Below are 21,880 nucleotides of genomic sequence, written 5' to 3' on the forward strand. Positions count from 1 at the left end.
GATCAAATCTTGCCAATTTCGCTGTTATGACGGTCGATCCAAGCTTGCAGCTCAGCATCACTCATCCACTCATCATTATTGTCACTGGCGTAGACAAACCCTTCCGGAACACGCTTACCGTCTTTAATCCGGTCTTTGCAGTTTCCCCAATCATTAATGTTGGGCAGAATTTTGAAGTGTTCGGGATACTCGTAAGTAAAATAAGAGTCTTCCGCGCCAATCATCTGCTCATGCAGTTTTTCACCCGGCCGAATACCTACCACTTCCTGCTTGGCTTCTGGTGCAACAACGCGAGCCAGGTCGGTCACCTTCATGGAAGGAATCTTCTTCACATAAATCTCGCCACCAACCATATCTTCAAAGGCATGCCAAACCAGCTCAACGCCCTGCTCCAAGCTGATCATGAAACGCGTCATACGTGGGTCTGTAATCGGCAGAACCCCTTTATCTTTGATGGACATAAAGAACGGGATAACCGATCCCCGCGAGCCCATAACATTACCGTAGCGCACGACTGAGAACTTGGTTTGATGGCCACCAGCGTATGAATTCCCCGCCACAAACAATTTGTCTGAGGCCAGCTTGGTGGCACCATACAGGTTGATCGGGCTGCTTGCCTTATCCGTCGAGAGCGCCACAACGCCTTTGATACCCTTATCAATGGCAGCATCAATCAAATTCATGGCGCCATGGATATTGGTCTTTACACACTCGAACGGATTGTACTCTGCGGTGGGAACAATCTTCGTGGCGGCCGCATGCACTACGTAATCGACTCCATCCAAAGCCCTGTAAAGACGATCTCTGTCACGGACATCACCAATAAAGAACCGAAGACGATCGTCACCCTGGAACAGCTTGGCCATCTCCCACTGTTTCATCTCGTCTCGGGAGAAGACAATGATTTTCTTCGGGTTATACTTTTCCAGAGTCATCGGAATGAACTTGTGGCCAAATGACCCAGTGCCGCCAGTGACCAGAATAGTTTTACCTTGCAACATAAGCTTTCAATATCCTCAATTGATCAACTTAGAGTATGAGTGATTCCCATCGCTCGGAATACCCGGGCGCATGAAACCTGTTTAATTATCCCAATTGCCAGCGATGCGCCTCCGAACGCCAGGATCACAGCCCATTCCGGACTTGTCTGGCCAAGAACCAACACCAGCAAAACAAACACCAAGAGCCCAATAAGATGGGCTGCAATGATGGGTTTATCGCGGGAAACCGCGTAGAGGCCGTAATGAGGGATCATCCCCACTACAAAAAGCCCCATGGAGACCAAAACCCCGACGAACATTGGCCAATGGTCAAAATAGATTGCGTTGGGCAGAAAACTAAACAGAACGGGCCCTGCCACTGACCCGCCGAGCACCAAAACCATCGACCAGACCAACGTGTGTTTCTTCAGAGTCGCCCTCGCTGACAGAAACCCAGACCGGTCTTCGCTATTGTGAGCTGTGATCATACGTGGATAGAGGAACGCGAATACGCCGGCATCCATAAACGCCAACACGGCCCCCGCCATGCCCATGAACAGGCTGTATACGCCAAGAAGATCCGGCCCATTCAATGCCTCAAAGGCAAATCGATCTACCGTCATGATGCCTCGCAAGGCAAGCGTGGCAATCAGCAACGGCAACGCAACGAGCACGCCTTTTTTCAACCACGCCCACTCAACGCCGAGATTGCGCCAGTTGATAGAACGCAACAGCAGCCCACCCATCAGCACACTCAACACCGAACCTGCAGCCCAAAAGGGCATTAAAACAGCCAAAGATCGATAGGATTCGGAGTAAACCAGGCAGACCATAAACAGCAAAGCCCAGATACCCTGCCTGAAAAACACCATGAGTGAAGCAAATACTGGACGCCCCATGGCAATGGCCAGGCGCGATACTTCCTGAGCCAGATGCTCGGAGACAATCAGCAGCATTACCCACCCCGCCAGCCACCAGGGAAGCAAGCCAAAAACGAATAAGAGAAGAGATACCGGCAGCATCAGGGCGTACAGTCCACCAAAAAACACACCCTGTGAAAACAACAACCGCCCCCACTGATCGGCTGGTCGATTCAGCAGATCTCGCGTACTGAAGGTGTAGAAATCAAAACCAACAAAATACAGGGCATAGCTGACCGTGACCACGATCAAACCGTACAAGCCAACTTCAGACGGCGGGAGATAGATCGCGAGAATAAAGATCAAGCCAAACCGTATGGCCAGCGTGACCGCGCGGATTGCGACGTTCAATAGTTTAGGATTGGAGAACACAGAAATCCCGGTAACAAATGCCAACTAGGTTTATCTTCTGAGCTACCAAAAACAGGATCAAGTAAATGGCCAAATCATTGGAATGATAGTATTCGCAACTAGACCTACCATAAAGCTCAGTGGAACACCAACCCGGACGTAGTCGGTAAATCGATACCGACCCGGACCATAAACCATCAGGTTTGTCTGATAACCAAGTGGGGTAATAAAAGATGCAGACGCAGAAAACATAACGGCCACTATTAAGGGGAGGGGGCTAACTCCTAGTTGCTCCGATACCGCCAAGGCTATCGGAAACATCAAGACTGCAGCGGCGTTGTTTGTAATCACCTCTGTAAACATGGCCGTCAAGACGTACACCATCACCAACGCCAACCAAGGCGTCAGAGGTGCCCACCCCAAAAGCAACCCAGCGACCCATTGTGCAGCACCGGTATCTGTCATCGCAGCGCCCAAGGCAAACGACGCCGAAATCACCACCAATACCGGTAAATCTACGCTGCGCCTCGCACGGCTAGCCGTAAGGCAGCCACTCACAATCATCGCGCCGGCCGCGATAAACGCCGCCTCCAGAATCGACAACAATCCAGACGCACTCAACAGCACCATCAAGGCCAGGATACCCAGTGCCCTGGGCGCCTTGCGAAAATCCGGTGGTGTCGAATCGTTCAGAGCGCTTACCAGCAGAAAGTCCCGCCGGAACCGGTACTGCTCAACAAACTGGTGGCTGGCCTCAAGTAATAGGGTGTCACCCATCCGGAAAGTAATGTCCCCAAGCTTGCCAGGCACCCGTTTGCCCTCCCGGGATACGGATAGAATCACTGCATTGAAGCGTGTCCGGAAGCGGCTATCCCGAATGGTCTTGTTCAGTGCAGGAAACTCCGGCCCCAAAACCACTTCCACCAGACAGCGCTGATGGTTTTCCATTTCCAGTTTGTGAACGCTACCGTGTGCTGGCTTCAAGCCCTGGATTCGACGAAGCTCACTGGCACATTCCGGCGCGCCCACGAAATAGAGCTTATCGCCGGCCAGCAACGTCCGGTCCGGCTCTACTGCCGTTATCAGCCGGCCATCCCGATCAATTTCGGTGAGGTAACCGTAGGTCAGCGCTCGTAGCCCTGCCTGAGCGATGGTTTTTCCCACCAGGGGGCCTGGGCTCTCCACCTCTACCTCTACCCCATACTCACGAACCTGATCCAGCTCTTCGCTGAGCCCGCCTCGGTCTGGCAACAAACGGTGACCAACCAACACCAGAAAAGCACCGCCCACCACCAAAAGCGGAACGCCCACCCAGGCCAACTCAAACAACCCAAGGTTAATACCCAGCCGGCTCTGGAGCATGCCGTCCACCACCAGATTGGTACTGGTGCCGATCAGCGTACAAGTGCCGCCCAGAATGGCCGCATAACTCAATGGAAGCAGTAGCTTAGAGGCGGGAATCCCCAAGCGCTGAGCCCAGTCCTGAATGGCGGGAATAAACATGGCCACCACCGCCGTATTGTTCATAAAACCGCTCAGCACCCCGGTTGGCGCAATCATCCGAAGTTGCGCACCACGCTGGGTTTTGGGGTGGCCCAGCAACAGGCGGGCAATCCACTGCACCGCCCCGGTCTCTTTCAACCCGGCAGCCACAACATACAGGGTTGCGATAGTAATAACCCCCGGGTTTGCAAAACCGGCCAGCGCCTCGATGGGTGCCAAAACGCCAAACACCAGCAGCAGAGCCAGCGCAGACATCAGCACCAGGTCTGCAGAAACACGCGTGAGTGCCAGCGTGCCCAGCACCCCAGCCAGCGTCATCAGTGTAAAAACCGCCTGCCACTCCATGCGCCCAGTAATCCTCAGTTGCTTTTGATTAGCTCACGCTCTTGCAGGTAAGCAATCAAAGAATCCACACACTCATCCACGGTGCTTTGTGAGGTGTCCAGGCGAATCTCAGGGTGTGAGGGTACTTCGTAGGGCGAATCAATGCCGGTGAAATGCTTAATCTCGCCAGCACGGGCTTTCTTGTAAAGGCCTTTCGGATCTCGGGATTCGCAGGTTTCCAGCGGAGCATCCATGAACACCTCAATGAATTCTCCTGCCGGAAACAGCTTACGCACCATACGGCGATCACTGGTGAACGGAGAGATAAAGGCACTCATCACGATGAGGCCTGCATCCGCAAAGAGTTTGCACACCTCACCAACCCGGCGAATATTCTCCACCCGGTCGTCATCGGAAAAGCCCAGATCGCTACACAAGCCATGGCGTACGTTGTCGCCGTCCAGAAGGAAGGTATGGTAACCCCGCTCGTGCAAGGCCACGTCCAACGCATTGGCAATAGTGGATTTACCGCTGCCACTCAGCCCGGTAAACCAGAGCAGGCAAGGCTTCTGGTTCTTGTTGGCGGAACGCTCGGCGCGGGTAACTTTATGATCGTGCCATACTATGTTGCTCATACCGCTTTACAGCCCCATTCCGGATAATTCTCGCGGATAAACCGGTTCAGGTTCCGCTCGGCTTCAGTATATTCCCGCTTAGGTGCCTCACCAGCCCCATCCAATGCCTGCGCCACCATACCTGCAGCCACCGTCACGTTCGTCAGGCGGTCAATCAGAATGAAGGCACCTGTCCCCGGATGCGCCTGGTAATCCTCAACCACCACAGGCTCAGACAGTTCTACATCGCACAGACCAATGGCGTTCAATTCCAGGCCGCTGGCTACGTTGGTATTCCGCGCCAAGGTGTTCACATCCACCTCTTCCAGCACCTTATTCACAAAGCAGCCAGTCACTTTGGTGCCGATTTTAATGCCGTATTCGCGGCCAGGTACCAACGCCTTCTCATTCATCCAAACCACATGGGCAGCAAACCGCTGGCCCATCTCCGGTTTCTGGTTGGCGTGCACCAGCAGGTCGCCCCGGGAAATATCGATTTCGTCTTCCAAGGTAAGGGTCACCGCATCACCAGGCCATGCGCGGGGAATCTCGCCCTCATAAGTGTGGATACCCTTCACCCGAGACGTTTTGCCAGACGGCAGCACCGCCAGCTCGTCACCCTTGTGCACCACACCACTGGCGACCGTGCCACAGTACCCACGAAAATCCAGGTTCGGGCGGTTTACAAACTGCACGGGGAAACGAAAGTCTTCCACATTCTGGTCTTTGCGTAGCTCGACCTGCTCCAGAATGGTCATCAGAGTCTCGCCGTGGTACCAGGGTGTGCGCTCACTTCGGTTCACCACGTTATCGCCATTCAGGGCGGAAATCGGCACATAGTAAACGTCTTGCAGCCCCAGCTGATCGGCCAGCTTCTGGTATTCGGCGCGGATCTCGTTAAATCGCTCTTCGCTGAATTCCACCAAATCCATCTTGTTAATCGCCACGACGACATGCTTCAGGCCCAGCAAGCTGACAATAAAGCTGTGACGGCGGGACTGGGTGAGCACGCCTTTACGAGCGTCGATCATCACCACGGCGAGATCACAGGTAGACGCCCCGGTGGCCATGTTGCGGGTGTACTGCTCATGGCCCGGGCAATCCGCGATGATGAACTTGCGTTTGTCGGTACTGAAGTACCGGTACGCCACATCAATGGTAATGCCCTGCTCTCGCTCCGAAGCCAGGCCATCAACCAGCAGCGCCAAATCCAGAGCTTCTCCCGCATTGCCCTGACGCTCATTATCCTTATGCAACGCCGCCAGGTGGTCCTCAAAAATCAGCTTGGAATCGAACAGCAAGCGGCCAATCAGGGTGGATTTTCCGTCGTCCACACTGCCACAGGTTAAAAACCGCAAAAGGTCTTTGTTTTCGTGCTGATCCAGGTACGCGAGGATGTCTTTCTCAATCAAAACCGATGCGTGCGACATTAGAAATACCCCTCCCGCTTCTTCTGCTCCATGGATGCTGCACCGTCGTGATCAATCACGCGGCCCTGGCGTTCCGAGGTAGTGGTCAACAGCATTTCCTGAATAATGTCCGGCAAGGTCGCCGCCTCAGATTCCACCGCACCGGTCAGCGGGTAGCAGCCTAGAGTACGGAAACGCACCATCTTCATCATCGGCTGCTCGCCCGGCTCCAGCGGCATGCGGTCGTCATCGACCATGATCAATGTGCCATCACGTTCCACCACCGGGCGCTCCGCCGCATAGTACAGAGGCACAATGTCAATATTTTCCAGATAGATGTACTGCCAGATATCCAGTTCCGTCCAGTTGGAGAGCGGGAACACGCGAATGCTTTCCCCCTTGTTCACCTTGCCGTTATACAAATTCCACAATTCCGGACGCTGATTCTTCGGATCCCAGCGGTGGAACTTGTCGCGGAAGGAATACACCCGTTCCTTCGCCCTGGACTTCTCCTCATCCCGGCGGGCACCGCCAAAAGCAGCATCAAAACCGAATTTGTCTAACGCCTGCTTCAACGCTTGGGTCTTCATTACATCGGTGTGCTTGGCACTGCCATGGGTAAACGGCCCGATGCCCTGCTCCACACCTTCCTGGTTGGTATGGACAACCAGCTTCATACCTAATCTCTCGGCCACCTTGTCCCGGAAATCGATCATCTCTTTGAACTTCCAGGTGGTATCGACATGCATTAGCGGGAACGGCGGCTTGCCAGGGGCAAAGGCCTTCATCGCTAAATGCAGCATCACCGCAGAATCTTTACCAATGGAATACAGCATAACCGGGTTATCGAATTCCGCTGCGACTTCTCGAATGATGTGAATAGATTCCTCCTCAAGCTGCTTGAGGTGGGTTTTCTTCGGAGGTGTCAGAGTCATGGTCGCCTTCTGTTACGAACGCCAATGGAGAAAAATTCCAAGACAAAAATAAAAAAGCCGAGAAAAACTAACTGAAGTCACGATCAGGGCAAAATGGACTTCGATCCTGGAAATGTCGATAAAAAGTGATTAGATTAAGAAATCCCAAAAAAGGCAGCGCTTAAATCAAAATCCAATATCGCGAACATAATAACCTAAACAGCTTGAGCCGAAGCAGTCGTCATGATCCAGATCACTTAAAATATAACGATTAAATAGAGTCACATTATCATCCCGGCAATACTTCAACATCAATCTTTTATTAAAACTATCAAAATACCGCGCGCGACCATATTTTGAGCTAGAGAATGTTGAAAAAACAAATCGAATAAAACTTTTTTTTTCAGAAGGATCCGCAATCAGCGGCAGAGCCTTAAGCGCAATGTCTACACCTTCAGCTGAAATACTATGGTTAGAGCTCTCTTTACAGATAAAATCCGAACCCACATTTCCACCACCCAACAATAGATTCAAACATTTCTCAATAAACTTCTTCGTTCCTAACGTTTTAATAGCCTCAAATGGAATCACAGAAAAATTATCGCGACCAACGGAATTCGACAATATTTCAGCAATATAAAGCCAGGATATTTTAGAGGGCTTTATCTCATCAACAAAACTCACAAAATCTATAGACCTTTGCTCTTTGACCTGCTGAAGATAGCATGACTCTATAAAGTCGTCTTGCCTTCTAACCACCAAAAGAATCCGAAAAAAATAATCACCAAATATATACTTGATAGACTTGGAAACCACGTCAATCTTAGTGTAAAAGCCATTGTAAAGATCTAATCCCGAATGGCCCAAAAACCCCTCCCAAGAAAATACAACGTTAGGTTCTTGGTGCTGCGAAAGCAGCTTAATCATGGATTCTCTAGCCGCCGATAGTGACCGAAGATAAGAGTCCTCCTGATCAAGCTCACCGATGGAAATCGATCTAAAGTGGCGCCCCAACGCAGACTTCGCAATTTCCGACGGAGATATATATGCCACACCAGAGTCTTTAAGCTTATCTTTATTAAAAGCTAAATTCTGCTGGATCGTCGTCGAAGCACTTTTATGCGCCCCAATATGAACATAGATTTTTTTACTCATAGATAATCCAACAAACGCAAGCAAACAATAGATTTAAAATGGTGTCGATCATCAAAATTTCCAAAATCGCCTTAAATATCTAGAGACCAACTTTAATATGGACACTTCTGCCCTTTTACTTAATCTCCGCATTTCTATTTCACGAATAACGGTCTCTACGGTTGTAAACCTTCGAGTAGCGACACTGATATACGTCGGATAAAAGATCAGCGCCGCCGCAACTAATTCTTCCAGACTCCTACGACGAGTTCGCCTAGAGCAGGGGTGGACATCATTTGTTAACCCCCACCCACCATAAAAAGGCTGACCATAGCACGTTACTTTTACGCCTCGAAGAAGTGCCTCAAACCCGGTGAGCGAGGTAATAGTATGTACCTCATCGACTCTTTCCAAAAGATACGACATGTCTTGATCAAAAACTAACTCATCACAAAATTTTTCTAATTCGTGATAATCGTTTCCATTTTTTCTAAGCCCTGCCACCACGTCCGGATGAGGTTTATAAAGTATATAAGCACCGGGGCAGTTTCTTCGAACCGCCTTTAACAAATCCAAATTTCTCTTAACTACGGGCGATCCATATCTAATAGAGGCGTCACTTTCAACTTGTCCTGGAACCAACACCACATTCGAGCAGCCAAGAGGAGCCTGCCACGTCCTAAGCCCTGTGTTATATTTAGTGATTCCCTTTGACTTAATGGTGTCTATTAATTTATCTGCGCGCTTTAAGGTTTGGGGAACAAATACTCCAAACTGCAACATCAGCTCAAGCCTAGATGGACGGGAAGAGTCATAATACATGCCGGAACTGTCTATAATCCAAGACTGAGGCTGAACCAGATCCGCCCCCAAGCCAACCGAACGAATGAATCCATCCTCTACACAAATCGTCCCATCATCCGCTGCGGACCTTCCCCATACGACCCGTTTAACGCCCGATGGAGCTTCCTTCTTCCCTTTCTCAACGAGGCTGCTCCCCGCAAAAAAAGCATTGAACGAGCTCCGCTTCCATCGAGGAATATGCTCGATGTAGAGTGTGCCGGGAAAGCGTTCGATCTGCTCACGCTGAAAACCAAGCCAGGATATAGCACGCTCAGCAGTGCACCGATCCGCTGTTTCAGGGTCAACGTAGCGGGGGTAATCAACAAGTGAGCGGTACACCAAAGAAAAGAGGCTTATGGGCTTACGGAAGGAGGGAGGAGCCGTATAGTCATTCGTCAGCCCCCTACCCGCGTAAAATGGCATACCGAACACGTGGACTTCCTTTCCCCATATTAGCGCTTCAAAACCTATTTGCGACGTTACACAAAAAACCGCATCAGCTTTCTCTATTAAAGATGGAGGATGAACAGGTTCTGAAATCAACTTGATTCTTGGAGACTCACCCAACCGCGGATTAGTCAAATAGCCGGACTTTCTACCGTGAATTACATCAGGGTGTGTCTTAATCACCACTTGATGGTCTGGAAAACGCTCCAATGCGCAATCCAACATCCGCTGGAAACTATGCGAGTTGGCGCCACCAAAAGTTACCGAGGCATCACCGTAGGTCTGATCTATCACCAGCACAAAAGGCTTAAGGTATGAAAAGTCGCTTTCCCGACCATTGTTATATTTAGAAATCCTTGCATCGCGCCATAGCTTTATAATATTAGAGGCCCGCGAAACCTCAATATCGTCAAGGTCTCTATCCAATAACAAATCAAGTCTAGACGGTTTACTCGCGTCATAGTAAATACCTACATCATCCCGGACTAACGAAAGTGGTGAATCAGATCCTGACGAAACTGACCTAATAAAACCATCTTCCAGACGAAGTACGGGAATTCCAAGTTCGGCTGCTTTCCGATCGGCCTTCAGAGAAGAGGCCTTTCTACCCCACGCTAACATGGCTTCGGCACGTGAAGCAGATACTGCCTTACAATATCGTTTTACATTTGCCCCCAAAAAGACTTCAAGATTTGGCAATGAATAGAGCGCGCGAGATGTTGTAATATAATACATACTTTTCTTTTCCCGAGACATCTCAAACTCACGCACCAACGCACCCCCATTCTCCACGTTGACGACAATGAAGATAGTTTAACAAAGCAAAATTCCTGAAACTAACTATGACGACGCATTAATCAAACCAATACATTCTCAAATCTTCCAACTCAAAGCCGCATAGATCAGATGATCTTCTAAGATACGTATCAAATAAATCAGCATTGTGGGAGCGAAGATATTTCAAAATCAATGCGCGCTCAAACTGACCGAAAAAACGAGCTTTTCCATACTTTTCCGACGGAAATTCGCTTGCAAATATATTTCTCAATGTATTCCTAGATTTAACCGAAACCTTCGAAACCACTTCTTTATGAAGTCCTACTGCATAAGCAGACATACTCGCATTAGCCTTCTCGACAACCGTCATTTTCGAGACTTCAATTTCATTAAGGTTTAACCCGCGAAAAAAGAAATCCAAAAAATCCTTAGATTTACCATAAATTTTAAGCAACTCGAACGGCATAACACAAAAGTCATCATCAAAAATTTCAGAAAAACTATCGAGCATCGGATTCCATCTTAGCTTTTCCGGATCTATCGCGTTCTTAAAATCCGAAAACTCTAATACACGCCCTTCCTTTATCTGCTGTAGATAACACGATTCAACAAATTCGTCCTGACGCCGTAATACGAATATAATCCTAATATTGCTACCCGAGAAAATTTCTTTAACTGATTCCGCTATCCTTCTTGGATTTCTATATATCCCTCCATATACATCGAGCGAGCTTCCGCCACAGAAACCCTCGTAAGAAATCAATATTTTTGGTTCGTCAATCGATGCACATAAATCAAGCCAGAACCGTTTTGCTCTGCCAAGTGACTCTAAATACTCAGATTCTGAAAGAGAGTCTCTTCTTGCCAGATTTCTGAAGTGCTCCCCTATCGGCTCTTTATGGAGATCAGCACTACCCAAAAAGCGAATACCAGAGGATACGAGATACTGCTGACTTCTTCTTAAGCTTCTTTGAATGGTAGTTGAAGCAGATTTATGAGCACCAAAATGTAGATAGACGTCTTTCACTTAACACCAACCTTAAGTCGTCCCTGTTGCAACGGAAGAGAGCTACAAAGCAAGCAATCACTTCCACAAGAACCAACGGCTACCCAATGAAATAATTCAACGCCATTATTCTTCGCAAACATGTTGAACACCGATTCTACTATCAACAAAAGAGGCAAGCCTCGCGGATATTTCTTCCACCAAGAGCAATTTATTACCCTTCTGTTCAACGTCAACTATAGTCACTGAACTGTGCCAAACATCTTTTCCTTTAGAGTCTTTCTTTCTCCAATCAATCTCCGAAGAGTTAGAAAACAGCCAAGTATTTATACCCAGTGCGCCGGCTAACTCTACAACTGTCGTCGCTGGGCTAATCACAAGATCAAGACAAGACATTAATGCTGAAACGCCGTCAAAATCATTATACTGGTCCAAATCATCAAAATTCAGAAGACGACCTGGACAATGCTTTTCTGCCCACGCTAACTCTTCGTCGCAATCATCATATTGCAAGTTAACAAACTGAACATTCTCGATGCTAAAGAGCTTCGATATTTCCTCAATACTCAAATAGTGTTCGTTTCGCCCAGTCGTAGATAAGCTACTGCGCCAACTAACCCCAACCAACATTTTTTCGGCAGGCAAACGCTCTCTAAATCTAGAAGTAGAGTCTCTATCAGCAATTAAATAGCTATTTCCAGGGAAATCATCATACGATTTTCTGTAGCTAGCCAAGAAGTCCGTTAGCATTGATACACGATCACTTCGCGAAATTTCACTCACGGCCAAATCATTGATGAATCCTACCAGATCGGAACCCGGAACATCTTTATATTCGCTGTAGTCGATAGGATCACTAAAGCGAGGTCGCGGTGTCTCTATGAATCGGATATTTGGAAATGAACGCTCAAACAAAGGCCTAAGTCTAGGAGTTACAGTCAAAGACAGCCTTCTTTCCGCCCCCATAGACTGAAGAAGATCGTTATATATGGATGCAAATCTGATTTCATCACCGGGGCCAAAAATCGCGACTAGCAACAAGCTATTGATATCGTCGGGAATAATGGCTTTCATTGAGCCAGGCTCATAGTATTTTGAGCTATAATACTTAACGAGTGTTTCTTTTACTCTAATTTCTCGGAAGGTTAGAAACGCCTCCTCAATCATTCTATTTCCGAAATACAACTTCCTCTTATGCATATCGCCCACGGAGACACCTTTGGATAATGCATAATTAAAGACCTGCATACTTCGCTTGTAGTTGCAGTTCAGGATATATAACCGAAGAACCTCAGAAACATTGCTCTTAGTTGGATAATCCATTACAACTGGAAGCATCAAGTCTAGGGCTTCCGCTACTCGTCCTTGATATGAAAGTATCTGCGAAGCCAGAATCCTTGTATTCTCAGAATGGTCACCTGAAAGTACTAATAAGCTAACTAGCTTATTTGCTTTATCAAACAACCCAAGCTCAACATAATGTTTAACCTTACGAAAACTGAGTTCATAGTCAAGCCTACAAATAGACACCAAATATGAAAAATAGGTTTCCACTTCGGCTTGATTTAGAACACTACTTGCCGCAAATTTTGCACTCACAATTTGATCGGGCTTTAGGACGACAAGCCTGCTAAGCCAGTCAATTCCCAAAAGATCAGGGTCTGCAATCGCTTTACGAGCTTTTAGTTCTGCCTGTATCGAAAACCGATTAGCATAATATGGATCAATACCAAACAATAGTTGAGAGATAAGTAGTACTGAACGAAACTGAAAATTAAGCTCACATATAGTAGAAAGATTTCTTAGGATGCCTGGTGCGTTAACGCCTTCAAGAAGAAGAAGTTCAGCCTGCCTTTGGGCTTCTGGCAAATCGCGTAGCTGGATTAGCAGGTCGAGCCTTTCTTCCAAGATTGAAATATTAGGTCGATCTGATTCTTCATTATCGTTAACGGCAGTGCTTTTTGCGTTATCCGGGCTCCACCTACCTTCAAAAAATTTTTTGTTAAAGGCGACCGTATCCACGTTAACGATAAGCCAATCTATGTGTCGGTCAATGATTTCTGAAGGGAGCCAATTCTTACAGGTTAAAATAATTCGGTTAAAGACAAAAGGATCAATTTGGTCTCGCAGCTTTTTAAGAAACACATCGCACAGAACTTCGTTACGCAGCTGGCCTAAGCAAAAAAACGCAAAAACTCTAATACCAGCTTCTTCGATATTCTTTGGCAAAACACCCGCTATGTTGAGACCTTTGAGGAACTTGTTACCAAATACCAAGTTTCCTTGACCTTTGCATAGTGCTCTTGGCCATAAAGGAGTTTCCACTAGCTCTATAAGATCATCCTCTTTCCCAGCTTTGTTGTTTTCGAACAGCAGCAGCTCTTGGTCAACACGTATTCTGTGACAGGCCGCGATAAAGCCGTTAAATGGATCGCTGAGATCAGCAAGGTATTTAGGGTAAAGAAGATAGGCGCCTGCGAACAGCTCATCAATACTTAGCGTTCGTTTACGGTTTGGCGTATCTACTCGATCGTCCGTCAATCCCCATCCAGCATAGAAGGGCACACCAACTAGCGTAACTTTTTTTCCACGAATAAGCGCTTCAAAACCGCTTAAAGACGAAATCGTGTAGCAATGATCTATCGTTTCAATAAAGTCAACAAATGAGGTTGTCGGGTCAGAAATAGTTGCGATTTTTTCGAACGATTTTCTTTTTAGTTTGCTTTTTTGAAAACCACGGAATACTTCAGGGTGTGGTCTATAAACTATTTCGGCTCCTGGATTTTCTGAGTACGCAAGTTTAATAAGGTCTAAGAAAGACCAACCTCTTGGGTTCCCATACTTTATAGACGCATCCGAGTCCACCTGACCTAAAATAGCAACCCTCTTTCGGATTTTTATATTATGGGATCGCTTGACTCTCGGCGGGTTATATTTTGAAAGTTTGTTTTCAATTATAATACTACGTGCAACAGAAGATCTTTCTAAAAGTTCAACATTCTCTCCAAACTCATAATCATTAAGAATCTTTTCTAAATCAGAATTCGACGCTGGATCATAATATATTCCAGATCTATCAATAGCTAAAGAGTACGGAGTCGAATGCGCAGCACCGAGCTCTGCCGAACGTATGAATCCATCTTCAATTCTCCAAATTGATATACTATTTCGTTTTAGATATCGTCGAAATATATTATTCTCTGTGTAACCCCATATCGCTACTGCGTCAACCTTTTTCCTAAACTTTGCTATCATTCGTATGGCAGTGAAACTTCCAATTTTTCTTGGCGCAAACGCCACTCTGTACTCGGGAAAGTACTCTGCCAGAAAGCCGTACTTCCAGTCATTACAGCCGAAAATCGGCAAGATTGGCGCTTCTGGGTTATTCTCCCAGTTATCTCCGATCAAATATAAATCATCTAGATAGCCGGCATCTGGAGCAACTAAATCTCTAATTTCTTCCACATATGGATATGAATGCTTAAGAGAAGAAGAGTATCGTTTCTTTTCTCTACTTTCGACATTATTAGCATTTTTCAATTCGGGAGTTCTTAGGTGGTTGACCGCACGTTTCAACCGTTCCCGCGTTCTCTTCCCTCTGAATCGAGTCAGCTTTTTAAAAAAGTTCAAACTCATTATCTACACACCTGTAAACTTAGTCTCTTCATGACTCATATTTCTTGATTCTTTTGAAGAATTAATATTGATACTACCAATAATCTTTTGATTCACTTTAACTACATCGAATTCAGCTTCCGCCAACGCCCTGCTACATTCGCCAAACTCGAGTATTGCTTTTGGATTTTTCAGAAACCACTCCATTGACTGACTCAGGGCTTTAGCACTGTGCGGTTTTACTAATATACCATTTAGGCCCTGCCTCACGGTTGCCCTGCACCCAGGTGTATCGGTTGTAATAATCGCCCGCCCCATAGCCAGTGCCTCCTGAGTGCTTCTAGGAACGCCCTCTCGATAGTAGCTTGGTAAAACAAACACGCTACTTCTCGCGAGCCAAGGCCTCACATCTTTAACCGGCCCGGGGTAGGTGACAACTCCCTCGTTAACAAGCTGCTGAATATCCTGCTTAGTTATCGCGCCGCGATTATTATCAACCGCTCCTAAAATGACAAACTCAGTACTAGGGTACAGTGGCTTTATTAACTTGGCGGCGTCAACAAAGTACTCAATTCCTTTTTCTTTGAGCAATCGACCAACAAAGATAAATCGTACGGGGTCACAACTAGGCTTCGTATAACGGTAAAGGTTTAGGTCCACACCTATACCATTTATAACTAAAGGCTCGGGTTTTCGGACGCCAAAACTAATCAAAGAACGTTTGTCGTCCTCATTTAGTACTATAATGTGGTTCGCTAAAGGTAGGGCCAGCCTAAACAGGTTCTTCATTACCCAAGCAATAATCTTTTTCTTCAAGCTTTGTCCATTGGGGCCAATGGTAAAAACACGGCCTAGCCCCTCAATTTTTGCTACCCTTGTAGGGACCTTAGCAATAAAGGCTGCAATTGTTCCGTAGACAGCAGGCTTGGAAAAATAGCAATAGCTCAGATCGATGCGGTGGGCTTGAAGCAATCGATACAGCTGGTAAATGGAAGCTAGTTCCCGGAACGGATTAAGGCTGAATTGCCCCATGCGGTATGCGACTGGCGTCGCACCGATCTCCCTGATCTGTTGGGCAGTCTGTTCAGTGTAGTCTGTTGAAAAGGCAAAAACTTGATGACCTTGTTTAACAAAGTCTTTGATGAGTTCGCCCCGAAACCCAAGCATTGTATCTGCCAGTGTACCGACGATCGCAATACGTTTAGACTTTGGCGCCGCCCTGAATTGTGCAATGCCTATGGGGCTCTCCTTATTATTCCAATAGCCCGTCTCGCGTTCCGCTTCAACAACCGTCTCCAGCCTTGCACCCATGATCGTTCCCTCACCTTCTGTCGCTGAATTTCATTCAACACTTGCTCAGGTGTTATGGGCATACCTGATTCCAGGCTTACGTAGAATGGATACTGAATCAGGACTGCGTGCGCCAATTCTGATAAATGTAGTTCGCGATTTCGCCGGCTGCTTACCTTATCCTCAGTAAGCCCCCAGCCTGCATAAAAGGGTAAACCGTAACAGGTTACCGGTTTGTGTCTGATTAACGCTTCGAAGCCGGCCAACGAGGTGAGGGTGTGCACTTCATCAACCTGTTCCAACATTGGTCCGATGGCGGCGCTTATGACAATCTCATTGGCGTAATCAGACGCTGCCGCTTCGCCTTCTCCAACACGTCTGGCACCGGCCACGACATCCGGGTGGGGTTTATAAACAATCCAAGCAGTTGGATTTTGTTTCCGTACTTGCTGCAGAAGGCCGAGGTTAGTTCGAATTTCCCCGCAACCATATTCAATTGAGGCGTCTGTCTCTACCTGACCCGGCACGAGGATAACCTTCTCTTTTCCCACTGGCGCTCGCCAATCGTCCCCGTTGAGATTATATTTGCTAATGTTCCTGTTTCGGATGTCCAGTAGCAGCCGTTCGGCACGAGCTCTTTCACTATCCGTAAATTGATGGGAGGCAAGGAGTGTTTCCAGCCTTGATTCGCCTCGTGCACTGAAGTAAAGGTGCTCAAAGTCGGCGACCCAGGACAAAGGCTGCTGAAACTCCGCGCCGAGCCCTACGGATCTAAGAAACCCGTCTTCCAACCGCACCAACGTGATGTTCTGGCCCTCGCCAGGCCTCAGACGCTGCCCCCAAACAACGGCGACCTGGCGGTCTGGGACTTTCTCTACCCGATTAACGTGGGTGATACTGGCCCCTTGCAGGAACCGGTGAAGCGCCGGCCGCCAGTGCCAATTAAAACCCACCGCGTAGACGTGGTTCGGGATATTGTATGCTTGGCAGAAATCTTTCCAGGTAAATGGAGTTTGTTCAGGGGGCATCAATCTCGGTGGTCCCTGATCACCGCAATCACAAGCTGCCCTATCGCAGCAAATAGAAGGGCAAAAATCGTTACCACAGTTATGTTGTATATTCGTTCGGGCTTTTCAGGATACTGAGCCAGGGTCGGGTACTCTAGAATTGAGACCTGCTTGAGTTTACGGGCCGCTTCCACCCTCGTGCTTTCTAGGGAGGTTAGTGCGGTTGAATAGAGATCCAGGGCAAATTTTGCTTTCAACTGAAGAGTTTCATACTCTGCAGAAACCCGGTTAAGAGCGTTTCCTCCAGTCGTAGCCAGCTTTGCTTTTTCGATTTCAATCTGTTGTGCCAGGGCGTCCGCCTCGGACTGCATTCGCCTAACGGTAGGTGATTGAATACTTTGGTAGGTTTTCTGTGACTTGATTTGTGCCCTCAACACCGCCAACTCGGCTTCCAAGCGCGAAACCGTTGAGAATATAGCTTCAACCGTCTGGGTGGGGGCTACCAGTCCTTTTTCATTCTGATAGTGCAGCAAAGCTTCCCTTGCGGAAAGCAAACGTTCTTCAAGAGTCTGCACTTGTTTATCAATGAAGGCGACCTGCTCCTGCGCCAATCGCTGGCCCATCAGGTTCATGTGTCGCTCCCCCTCGTCAAGAAGGGCCTGTGTTATTGCTTGGGCAGTTTCTGGATCGTAAGCCTGAACCTCAATCCGCAACACTTTCGAATAATCATCGAACGTGATAGCCACGCGCTTATTCATATAGTCGTGAAAAGCTTCAATTGGCACATCCGCAGACTCCAACCGGGACCAACGATCAATCTCAGGATTCGAGTAATGCTCTCTTAGATTCAGACTTCCTTGCAGTTTTTGTAGCATCGAGACCGACTGCAAATGCTCCCTCAGAAGCAATAAATCCCCCGATCCCGATGTTCCAGACAAAATGGAAGATACATTAAGGCCGCTGGGAATAATCTCAGGGCTCTGCAACACGATGTGGGCTCTTGATACATAGCGGTCTGAGGCCAGGAACCCCCAATAGACAACGACAGTAAGAATAACCAAACCAGCAACAATCCAAGTCGGATTGCGTTTCAGGAATCGACTCATTTACCAATGCTCTTGTGATAGCTTTTGATGGCATCATGTACGTCGTCAAACCAGACGGCTTCACCATCATTAATCCATATCCCGGCCTGACAAAGGTCTTTTAAAATACCGGTTTGATGAGAGACCATGATAAGGCTGGACTGACCTACCCGATCGCGGAAAGCTTTCTTGGCTTTTGCCTTGAAGGAAGCATCACCAACTGCCGTCGCCTCATCAGATATGTAAACATCAAAATCGAAGGCGAAGGATAGCCCAAACGCTAACCGACTTCTCATGCCTGAAGAGTAAGTCTTAACCGGTTGATCAAAAGCCTTTCCAATCTCAGCAAAATCTTGCACCAATTGAATTATCTCCGGTATACGGTGCCCCCCTCCCTGTATACGCGCCACAAACTTCACGTTTTGGCGGCCAGTCATCGAGCCCTGAAGACCTCCACCAAGACCTATCGGCCACGATACCCTGCAGTCTTTTCTCACCAAACCTCTGTCCGGAACATCCATCCCACCTATGATACGCAGCAGCGTTGATTTTCCGGCACCGTTCTTTCCTACGAGACCTACGCTCACATTTCGCGGAATGGTAAAATTAACGTTCCGAAGAACCCAATCTCCTCCAAACGGACCATGGTATCTCTTGTAAAGATTCTGAACTTCAATCATTTCGCTACTAAGCGTGTGCTAAAGCGCATCTGCAAAAGAAAGCCTAGAGTCAGACTAACGGTCGTCCACAAAAGCAGATAGGTATAGCTGATACCATCCACAACCCGATAGTACTCAAAATAACCAAGCCTAATTAGCTCAACTCCATGTAATACGGGGTTATATAGTAAGTATTCTTGCAGCTCACGAGGAAAGTATTTAACCGGAATCATAATGCCAGAGAGGAAATACAATGGAAACATTGCCATCCTTATAAACTTGGATAGCTCCTGAGCTATGGTTACAGCTGTAGACAAGATCAGAGCAACACCAAGTCCGAAGCACAGCACAGTTACCCAGATCAGTAGAGATCCAAGAGGTCTGTGGGGAGTCATATCATAGCCGACCGCACTAAAACCAAACAGCATTAAAACAACAACCACTGAACTTAAAAGGCCCTCCAATCCACACCGTATTAACACAGTGTCTACCGGCAGAACCTGGCGATAAGCAAATAGTGACTTGTTTGCATTAATTGCCTCCATACCGCGGTTCAATTGGTTGCGAAACATGATAAATAGGGTTATGCCAACGACGAGCCACGGAATGAAATCAGCTCCCGGAATTATTTTTATTCGTCCCATGATAGTTCTGAGCCATACCAACAAGGCTACATGAGCAATTGGCTCTGCAACTAACCAAATCCAGGCAATACGGTCTGCACTCAATCGGGCCACTGCTTCTCTCAGGAACAGCCCTTCCCACACATTCCACGTAACTTGTAATGGTGTTCGAGTACCAAGGGTCTTCATTACAGATCCAGCGCCACTTTTGTTGCTACAGCAATCTGATAAAGAATTTGCGTAACGGTGGTGGCAATCTGAAGACTCTTGGTCTCTACCTTTGGTAGAACCAGTATCTGATCCCCCGGCAGGAGCTGCACCTCACCCGCGTCCCTTACTTCACCATTCTGGCGGGCAATCAGAATATGGTCCGGGTTGGCATGCTGGCTGAAGCCGCCAGCTGCATCAATGTAATCGCGAGCGCTGCGGCCCGGGATATACACCAGGGATTGCGGAATATAAACCTCACCGGACACGAGGATGGCATCCGTGCGCTGTGGTAGCGTGATGGTGTCGCCATCCTGCAGCCGCACATCTACCAGCTTCCCTTGGTGGGCCACCACCAGGCGCCCATTGGGCTCTACCTTGCGGGCTTCTTCCACGAAGCGAGAGATCAATTCCGCCTCCTGTACCCGGATGGCAGATTCTTCTGCAGTGGATGATGAGGCACCAAGGTAGGTGGTCTCCAGCCGGCGCAGGCTGTCGTTCAGAGCTTCCTTCTGGCGTTCAGCCACGGTTTCCCGGCGCAGCGAGATGCTTTCCCAGGCGGTTTCTTCCGGGTTGATGGCAATTTCGTTCAGCAATTCGTGAAGCGATGTGCCTTTGGGTACCACATAGTAAGATTTGCCCAGGTAGGCGCCCTCTAACTGAACCACAAGTTTCTGGGAGCGCTGATCAGCCAGAAACAGGACTTCATCGCCGTTGGCGAGTTCAGCAGATTCAAAACGCTCAAGAGGTAAATATTCGGAATAAGGCGCAGTACCACGCTTTCCACGAATCAGGGCGTGGGAAACGCCGGGGCGCAATGGCGCGAGCTCACTAAGCATGGAGCCTATGAGAGGGCCTGGGGATAGTTCGAAAAGATAGGGTTTGCTGACATCCCCCAACGCGGTGATGGCGGGGCCGCGCTTTTCAACCAGCAGGGTGTCGCCTTCCTGCAACTGAGGGTGGTTCAGCGTGCCTTGAAGTAGAAAATCGTATAGATCGATCCGGGCGATAACTTCGCCATTTCTGCTCAGTTTGATGTCCCGATAGCTACCCAGCTCCTCATCTATACCAGAGGCCTGATCCAGCAGGTAGAGGATAGAATCACTAGGCACCCCCACATACCGACCCGGTTTGTTGACGTAGCCAGTCACGAATACCGAGACGGGCTGAACGCCCTGCAAGTTGGTGTAAACATTCACATTGTCCGGATAGACACGGCGCACAGCACTTTTCACGACGGAATCCAGCTGGCTATGGCTGACTCCCTCGACCTGAACGGGGCCGACCGCAGGAATGAATATGTTGCCTTGTGCGTCTACCGGGAGCACTCGATCCATCTCGACAGCGCCCCAAAGGCGAAGCGTTACCTGGTCGCCCGGCAGAACGCGGTAGTCTGGATTGAGCCCGTCTGAACGTAAGCCACGAAAGCCACCGGCGAACAGCTCCGCACCGAAAGGCTGGAGCTCCTCTTGCTGTTGTTCCGTCAGTATCGGGCCGTAAGTACCCGTAGACCTCAGGGTTCTAGCCTGGCGTTCCTGGTCTGCGGTATCTGCTTCGGAAGGGCCACTGCCCGCGTTTTCCGTTGCCGCCTGGATTTGAGGCATCAGGCGCTCACGCTGACTTGCGGGTATATCACCGATGCTTTGAGCGCTCACACCCACACTCACTATGGAAGTGACTACAAATAACAACGCCGTCACCACGGAGGCAAAATGACGAGTGATCATTGCACACCTCCGATTTCCTGGTCTTGAACCGCCTTTTGTTCTGCAGTGTAAGATCGGGTTACCCCCCAGTTGCCTTCAGGGTACTCGCATACCGTTGCGGGCAGATTCCCTTCCGAACCTACGATGCTGGTAATAAAGCAGGATTTACCCGTAGCAGAGAAGTACCGCTCGCCGACCCGTAGCTGTGCATTCTCGCCCCACGGCGAAGCTCCCAGCTTTACGGTCTCTCCGGTTCTGGCGTTATCGATCTGCTGAGAATGCTGGTCTGAAAGGAAGGTTACAGTGTTTTTGGTGTTTAACCACTGCGGAACTGGAATCGTTTTAGCCGTGTTGATCTGCCCACTGCTCGCACAACCGGCTAATACAGCAACGAAGGCCATCAGCGGAGCGGTCTTCACTGCGGCTTTCGCTTGGTGATGTCTATTCATTCAATCTTGCCTGAATT

17 protein-coding genes are annotated in these 21,880 nt (G+C 48.4%); all 17 read right to left on the bottom strand.

What is annotated here, in order from left to right; genetic code table 11:
- Positions 1–2 precede the first annotated feature (2 nt).
- Positions 3–1,001, bottom strand: coding sequence for a UDP-N-acetylglucosamine 4,6-dehydratase (inverting) (gene pseB, locus C7436_RS06135; protein ID WP_121207081.1), 999 nt, complete (start codon positions 999–1,001; stop codon positions 3–5).
- A gap of 23 nt (positions 1,002–1,024) precedes the next feature.
- Complete coding sequence (locus tag C7436_RS06140) at positions 1,025–2,296, bottom strand: lipopolysaccharide biosynthesis protein (protein ID WP_121207082.1); 1,272 nt, start codon at positions 2,294–2,296, stop codon at positions 1,025–1,027.
- A 33-nt stretch (positions 2,297–2,329) separates the two neighbouring features.
- Positions 2,330–4,099 (bottom strand): SLC13 family permease, encoded by a 1,770-nt coding sequence (locus tag C7436_RS06145; protein ID WP_121207083.1) that lies wholly within the window; start codon positions 4,097–4,099, stop codon positions 2,330–2,332.
- Positions 4,100–4,113: 14 nt separating this feature from the next.
- A complete protein-coding gene (gene cysC, locus C7436_RS19105) occupies positions 4,114–4,713 on the bottom strand; it encodes an adenylyl-sulfate kinase (protein WP_011786068.1) in 600 nt (199 codons plus the stop codon).
- Positions 4,710–6,122, bottom strand: coding sequence for a sulfate adenylyltransferase subunit CysN (gene cysN, locus C7436_RS06155; protein WP_121207084.1), 1,413 nt, complete (start codon positions 6,120–6,122; stop codon positions 4,710–4,712). The genes cysC and cysN overlap by 4 nt, the downstream gene beginning before the upstream one ends.
- Positions 6,122–7,036, bottom strand: a complete 915-nt coding sequence (gene cysD / locus C7436_RS06160; RefSeq protein WP_121207085.1) for a sulfate adenylyltransferase subunit CysD — start codon at positions 7,034–7,036, stop codon at positions 6,122–6,124. The genes cysN and cysD overlap by 1 nt, the downstream gene beginning before the upstream one ends.
- Positions 7,037–7,201: 165 nt before the next feature.
- On the bottom strand, positions 7,202–8,170 hold the full coding sequence (locus tag C7436_RS06165) for a hypothetical protein (RefSeq protein ID WP_121207086.1): 969 nt from the start codon (positions 8,168–8,170) through the stop codon (positions 7,202–7,204).
- A gap of 51 nt (positions 8,171–8,221) precedes the next feature.
- Complete coding sequence (locus C7436_RS06170) at positions 8,222–10,210, bottom strand: capsular polysaccharide biosynthesis protein (RefSeq protein ID WP_121207087.1); 1,989 nt, start codon at positions 10,208–10,210, stop codon at positions 8,222–8,224.
- Between the two features lie 82 nt (positions 10,211–10,292).
- Positions 10,293–11,243, bottom strand: a complete 951-nt coding sequence (locus C7436_RS18685) for a hypothetical protein (protein WP_147423429.1) — start codon at positions 11,241–11,243, stop codon at positions 10,293–10,295.
- 105 nt (positions 11,244–11,348) lie between these two features.
- Entirely contained in the window at positions 11,349–14,858 is a 3,510-nt protein-coding gene (locus C7436_RS06180) for a capsular polysaccharide export protein, LipB/KpsS family (protein ID WP_121207089.1), read from the bottom strand.
- Between the two features lie 3 nt (positions 14,859–14,861).
- Positions 14,862–16,148 carry a glycosyltransferase family 4 protein gene (locus C7436_RS06185; RefSeq protein ID WP_121207090.1) on the bottom strand — a complete coding sequence of 429 codons (1,287 nt, stop codon included), beginning with the start codon at positions 16,146–16,148 and terminating at the stop codon, positions 14,862–14,864.
- Positions 16,073–17,155, bottom strand: coding sequence for a capsular polysaccharide export protein, LipB/KpsS family (locus C7436_RS06190; RefSeq protein WP_121207091.1), 1,083 nt, complete (start codon positions 17,153–17,155; stop codon positions 16,073–16,075). The genes C7436_RS06185 and C7436_RS06190 overlap by 76 nt, the downstream gene beginning before the upstream one ends.
- Complete coding sequence (locus C7436_RS06195) at positions 17,155–18,240, bottom strand: chain-length determining protein (RefSeq protein WP_121207092.1); 1,086 nt, start codon at positions 18,238–18,240, stop codon at positions 17,155–17,157. The genes C7436_RS06190 and C7436_RS06195 overlap by 1 nt, the downstream gene beginning before the upstream one ends.
- Entirely contained in the window at positions 18,237–18,899 is a 663-nt protein-coding gene (locus C7436_RS06200) for an ABC transporter ATP-binding protein (RefSeq protein WP_121207093.1), read from the bottom strand. Before C7436_RS06200 ends, C7436_RS06195 begins: the two co-directional genes overlap by 4 nt.
- Positions 18,896–19,690, bottom strand: a complete 795-nt coding sequence (locus tag C7436_RS06205; RefSeq protein WP_121207094.1) for an ABC transporter permease — start codon at positions 19,688–19,690, stop codon at positions 18,896–18,898. The genes C7436_RS06200 and C7436_RS06205 overlap by 4 nt, the downstream gene beginning before the upstream one ends.
- Positions 19,690–21,435: a polysaccharide biosynthesis/export family protein gene (locus C7436_RS06210; RefSeq protein ID WP_121207095.1), complete on the bottom strand. Its 1,746-nt coding sequence runs from the start codon at positions 21,433–21,435 to the stop codon at positions 19,690–19,692. Before C7436_RS06210 ends, C7436_RS06205 begins: the two co-directional genes overlap by 1 nt.
- A complete protein-coding gene (locus C7436_RS06215) occupies positions 21,432–21,863 on the bottom strand; it encodes a DVU3141 family protein (protein ID WP_121207096.1) in 432 nt (143 codons plus the stop codon). Before C7436_RS06215 ends, C7436_RS06210 begins: the two co-directional genes overlap by 4 nt.
- Positions 21,864–21,880 lie beyond the last annotated feature (17 nt).

Source organism: Marinobacter nauticus, assembly GCF_003634635.1.
Lineage (GTDB): Bacteria > Pseudomonadota > Gammaproteobacteria > Pseudomonadales > Oleiphilaceae > Marinobacter > Marinobacter nauticus.

Excerpts from the sequence above, each read along its gene's own strand:
- cysN (WP_121207084.1), bottom strand. The coding sequence starts at position 6,122 with ATGTCGCACGCATCGGTTTTGATTGAGAAAGACATCCTCGCGTACCTG.
- C7436_RS06205 (WP_121207094.1), bottom strand. The coding sequence starts at position 19,690 with ATGAAGACCCTTGGTACTCGAACACCATTACAAGTTACGTGGAATGTG.
- pseB (WP_121207081.1), bottom strand. The coding sequence starts at position 1,001 with ATGTTGCAAGGTAAAACTATTCTGGTCACTGGCGGCACTGGGTCATTT.
- C7436_RS06185 (WP_121207090.1), bottom strand. The coding sequence starts at position 16,148 with ATGGGTGCAAGGCTGGAGACGGTTGTTGAAGCGGAACGCGAGACGGGC.
- C7436_RS06210 (WP_121207095.1), bottom strand. The coding sequence starts at position 21,435 with ATGATCACTCGTCATTTTGCCTCCGTGGTGACGGCGTTGTTATTTGTA.
- C7436_RS06145 (WP_121207083.1), bottom strand. The coding sequence starts at position 4,099 with ATGGAGTGGCAGGCGGTTTTTACACTGATGACGCTGGCTGGGGTGCTG.
- cysC (WP_011786068.1), bottom strand. The coding sequence starts at position 4,713 with ATGAGCAACATAGTATGGCACGATCATAAAGTTACCCGCGCCGAGCGT.
- cysD (WP_121207085.1), bottom strand. The coding sequence starts at position 7,036 with ATGACTCTGACACCTCCGAAGAAAACCCACCTCAAGCAGCTTGAGGAG.
- C7436_RS06180 (WP_121207089.1), bottom strand. The coding sequence starts at position 14,858 with ATGAGTTTGAACTTTTTTAAAAAGCTGACTCGATTCAGAGGGAAGAGA.
- C7436_RS06190 (WP_121207091.1), bottom strand. The coding sequence starts at position 17,155 with ATGCCCCCTGAACAAACTCCATTTACCTGGAAAGATTTCTGCCAAGCA.
- C7436_RS06200 (WP_121207093.1), bottom strand. The coding sequence starts at position 18,899 with ATGATTGAAGTTCAGAATCTTTACAAGAGATACCATGGTCCGTTTGGA.
- C7436_RS06215 (WP_121207096.1), bottom strand. The coding sequence starts at position 21,863 with ATGAATAGACATCACCAAGCGAAAGCCGCAGTGAAGACCGCTCCGCTG.
- C7436_RS06195 (WP_121207092.1), bottom strand. The coding sequence starts at position 18,240 with ATGAGTCGATTCCTGAAACGCAATCCGACTTGGATTGTTGCTGGTTTG.
- C7436_RS06165 (WP_121207086.1), bottom strand. The coding sequence starts at position 8,170 with ATGAGTAAAAAAATCTATGTTCATATTGGGGCGCATAAAAGTGCTTCG.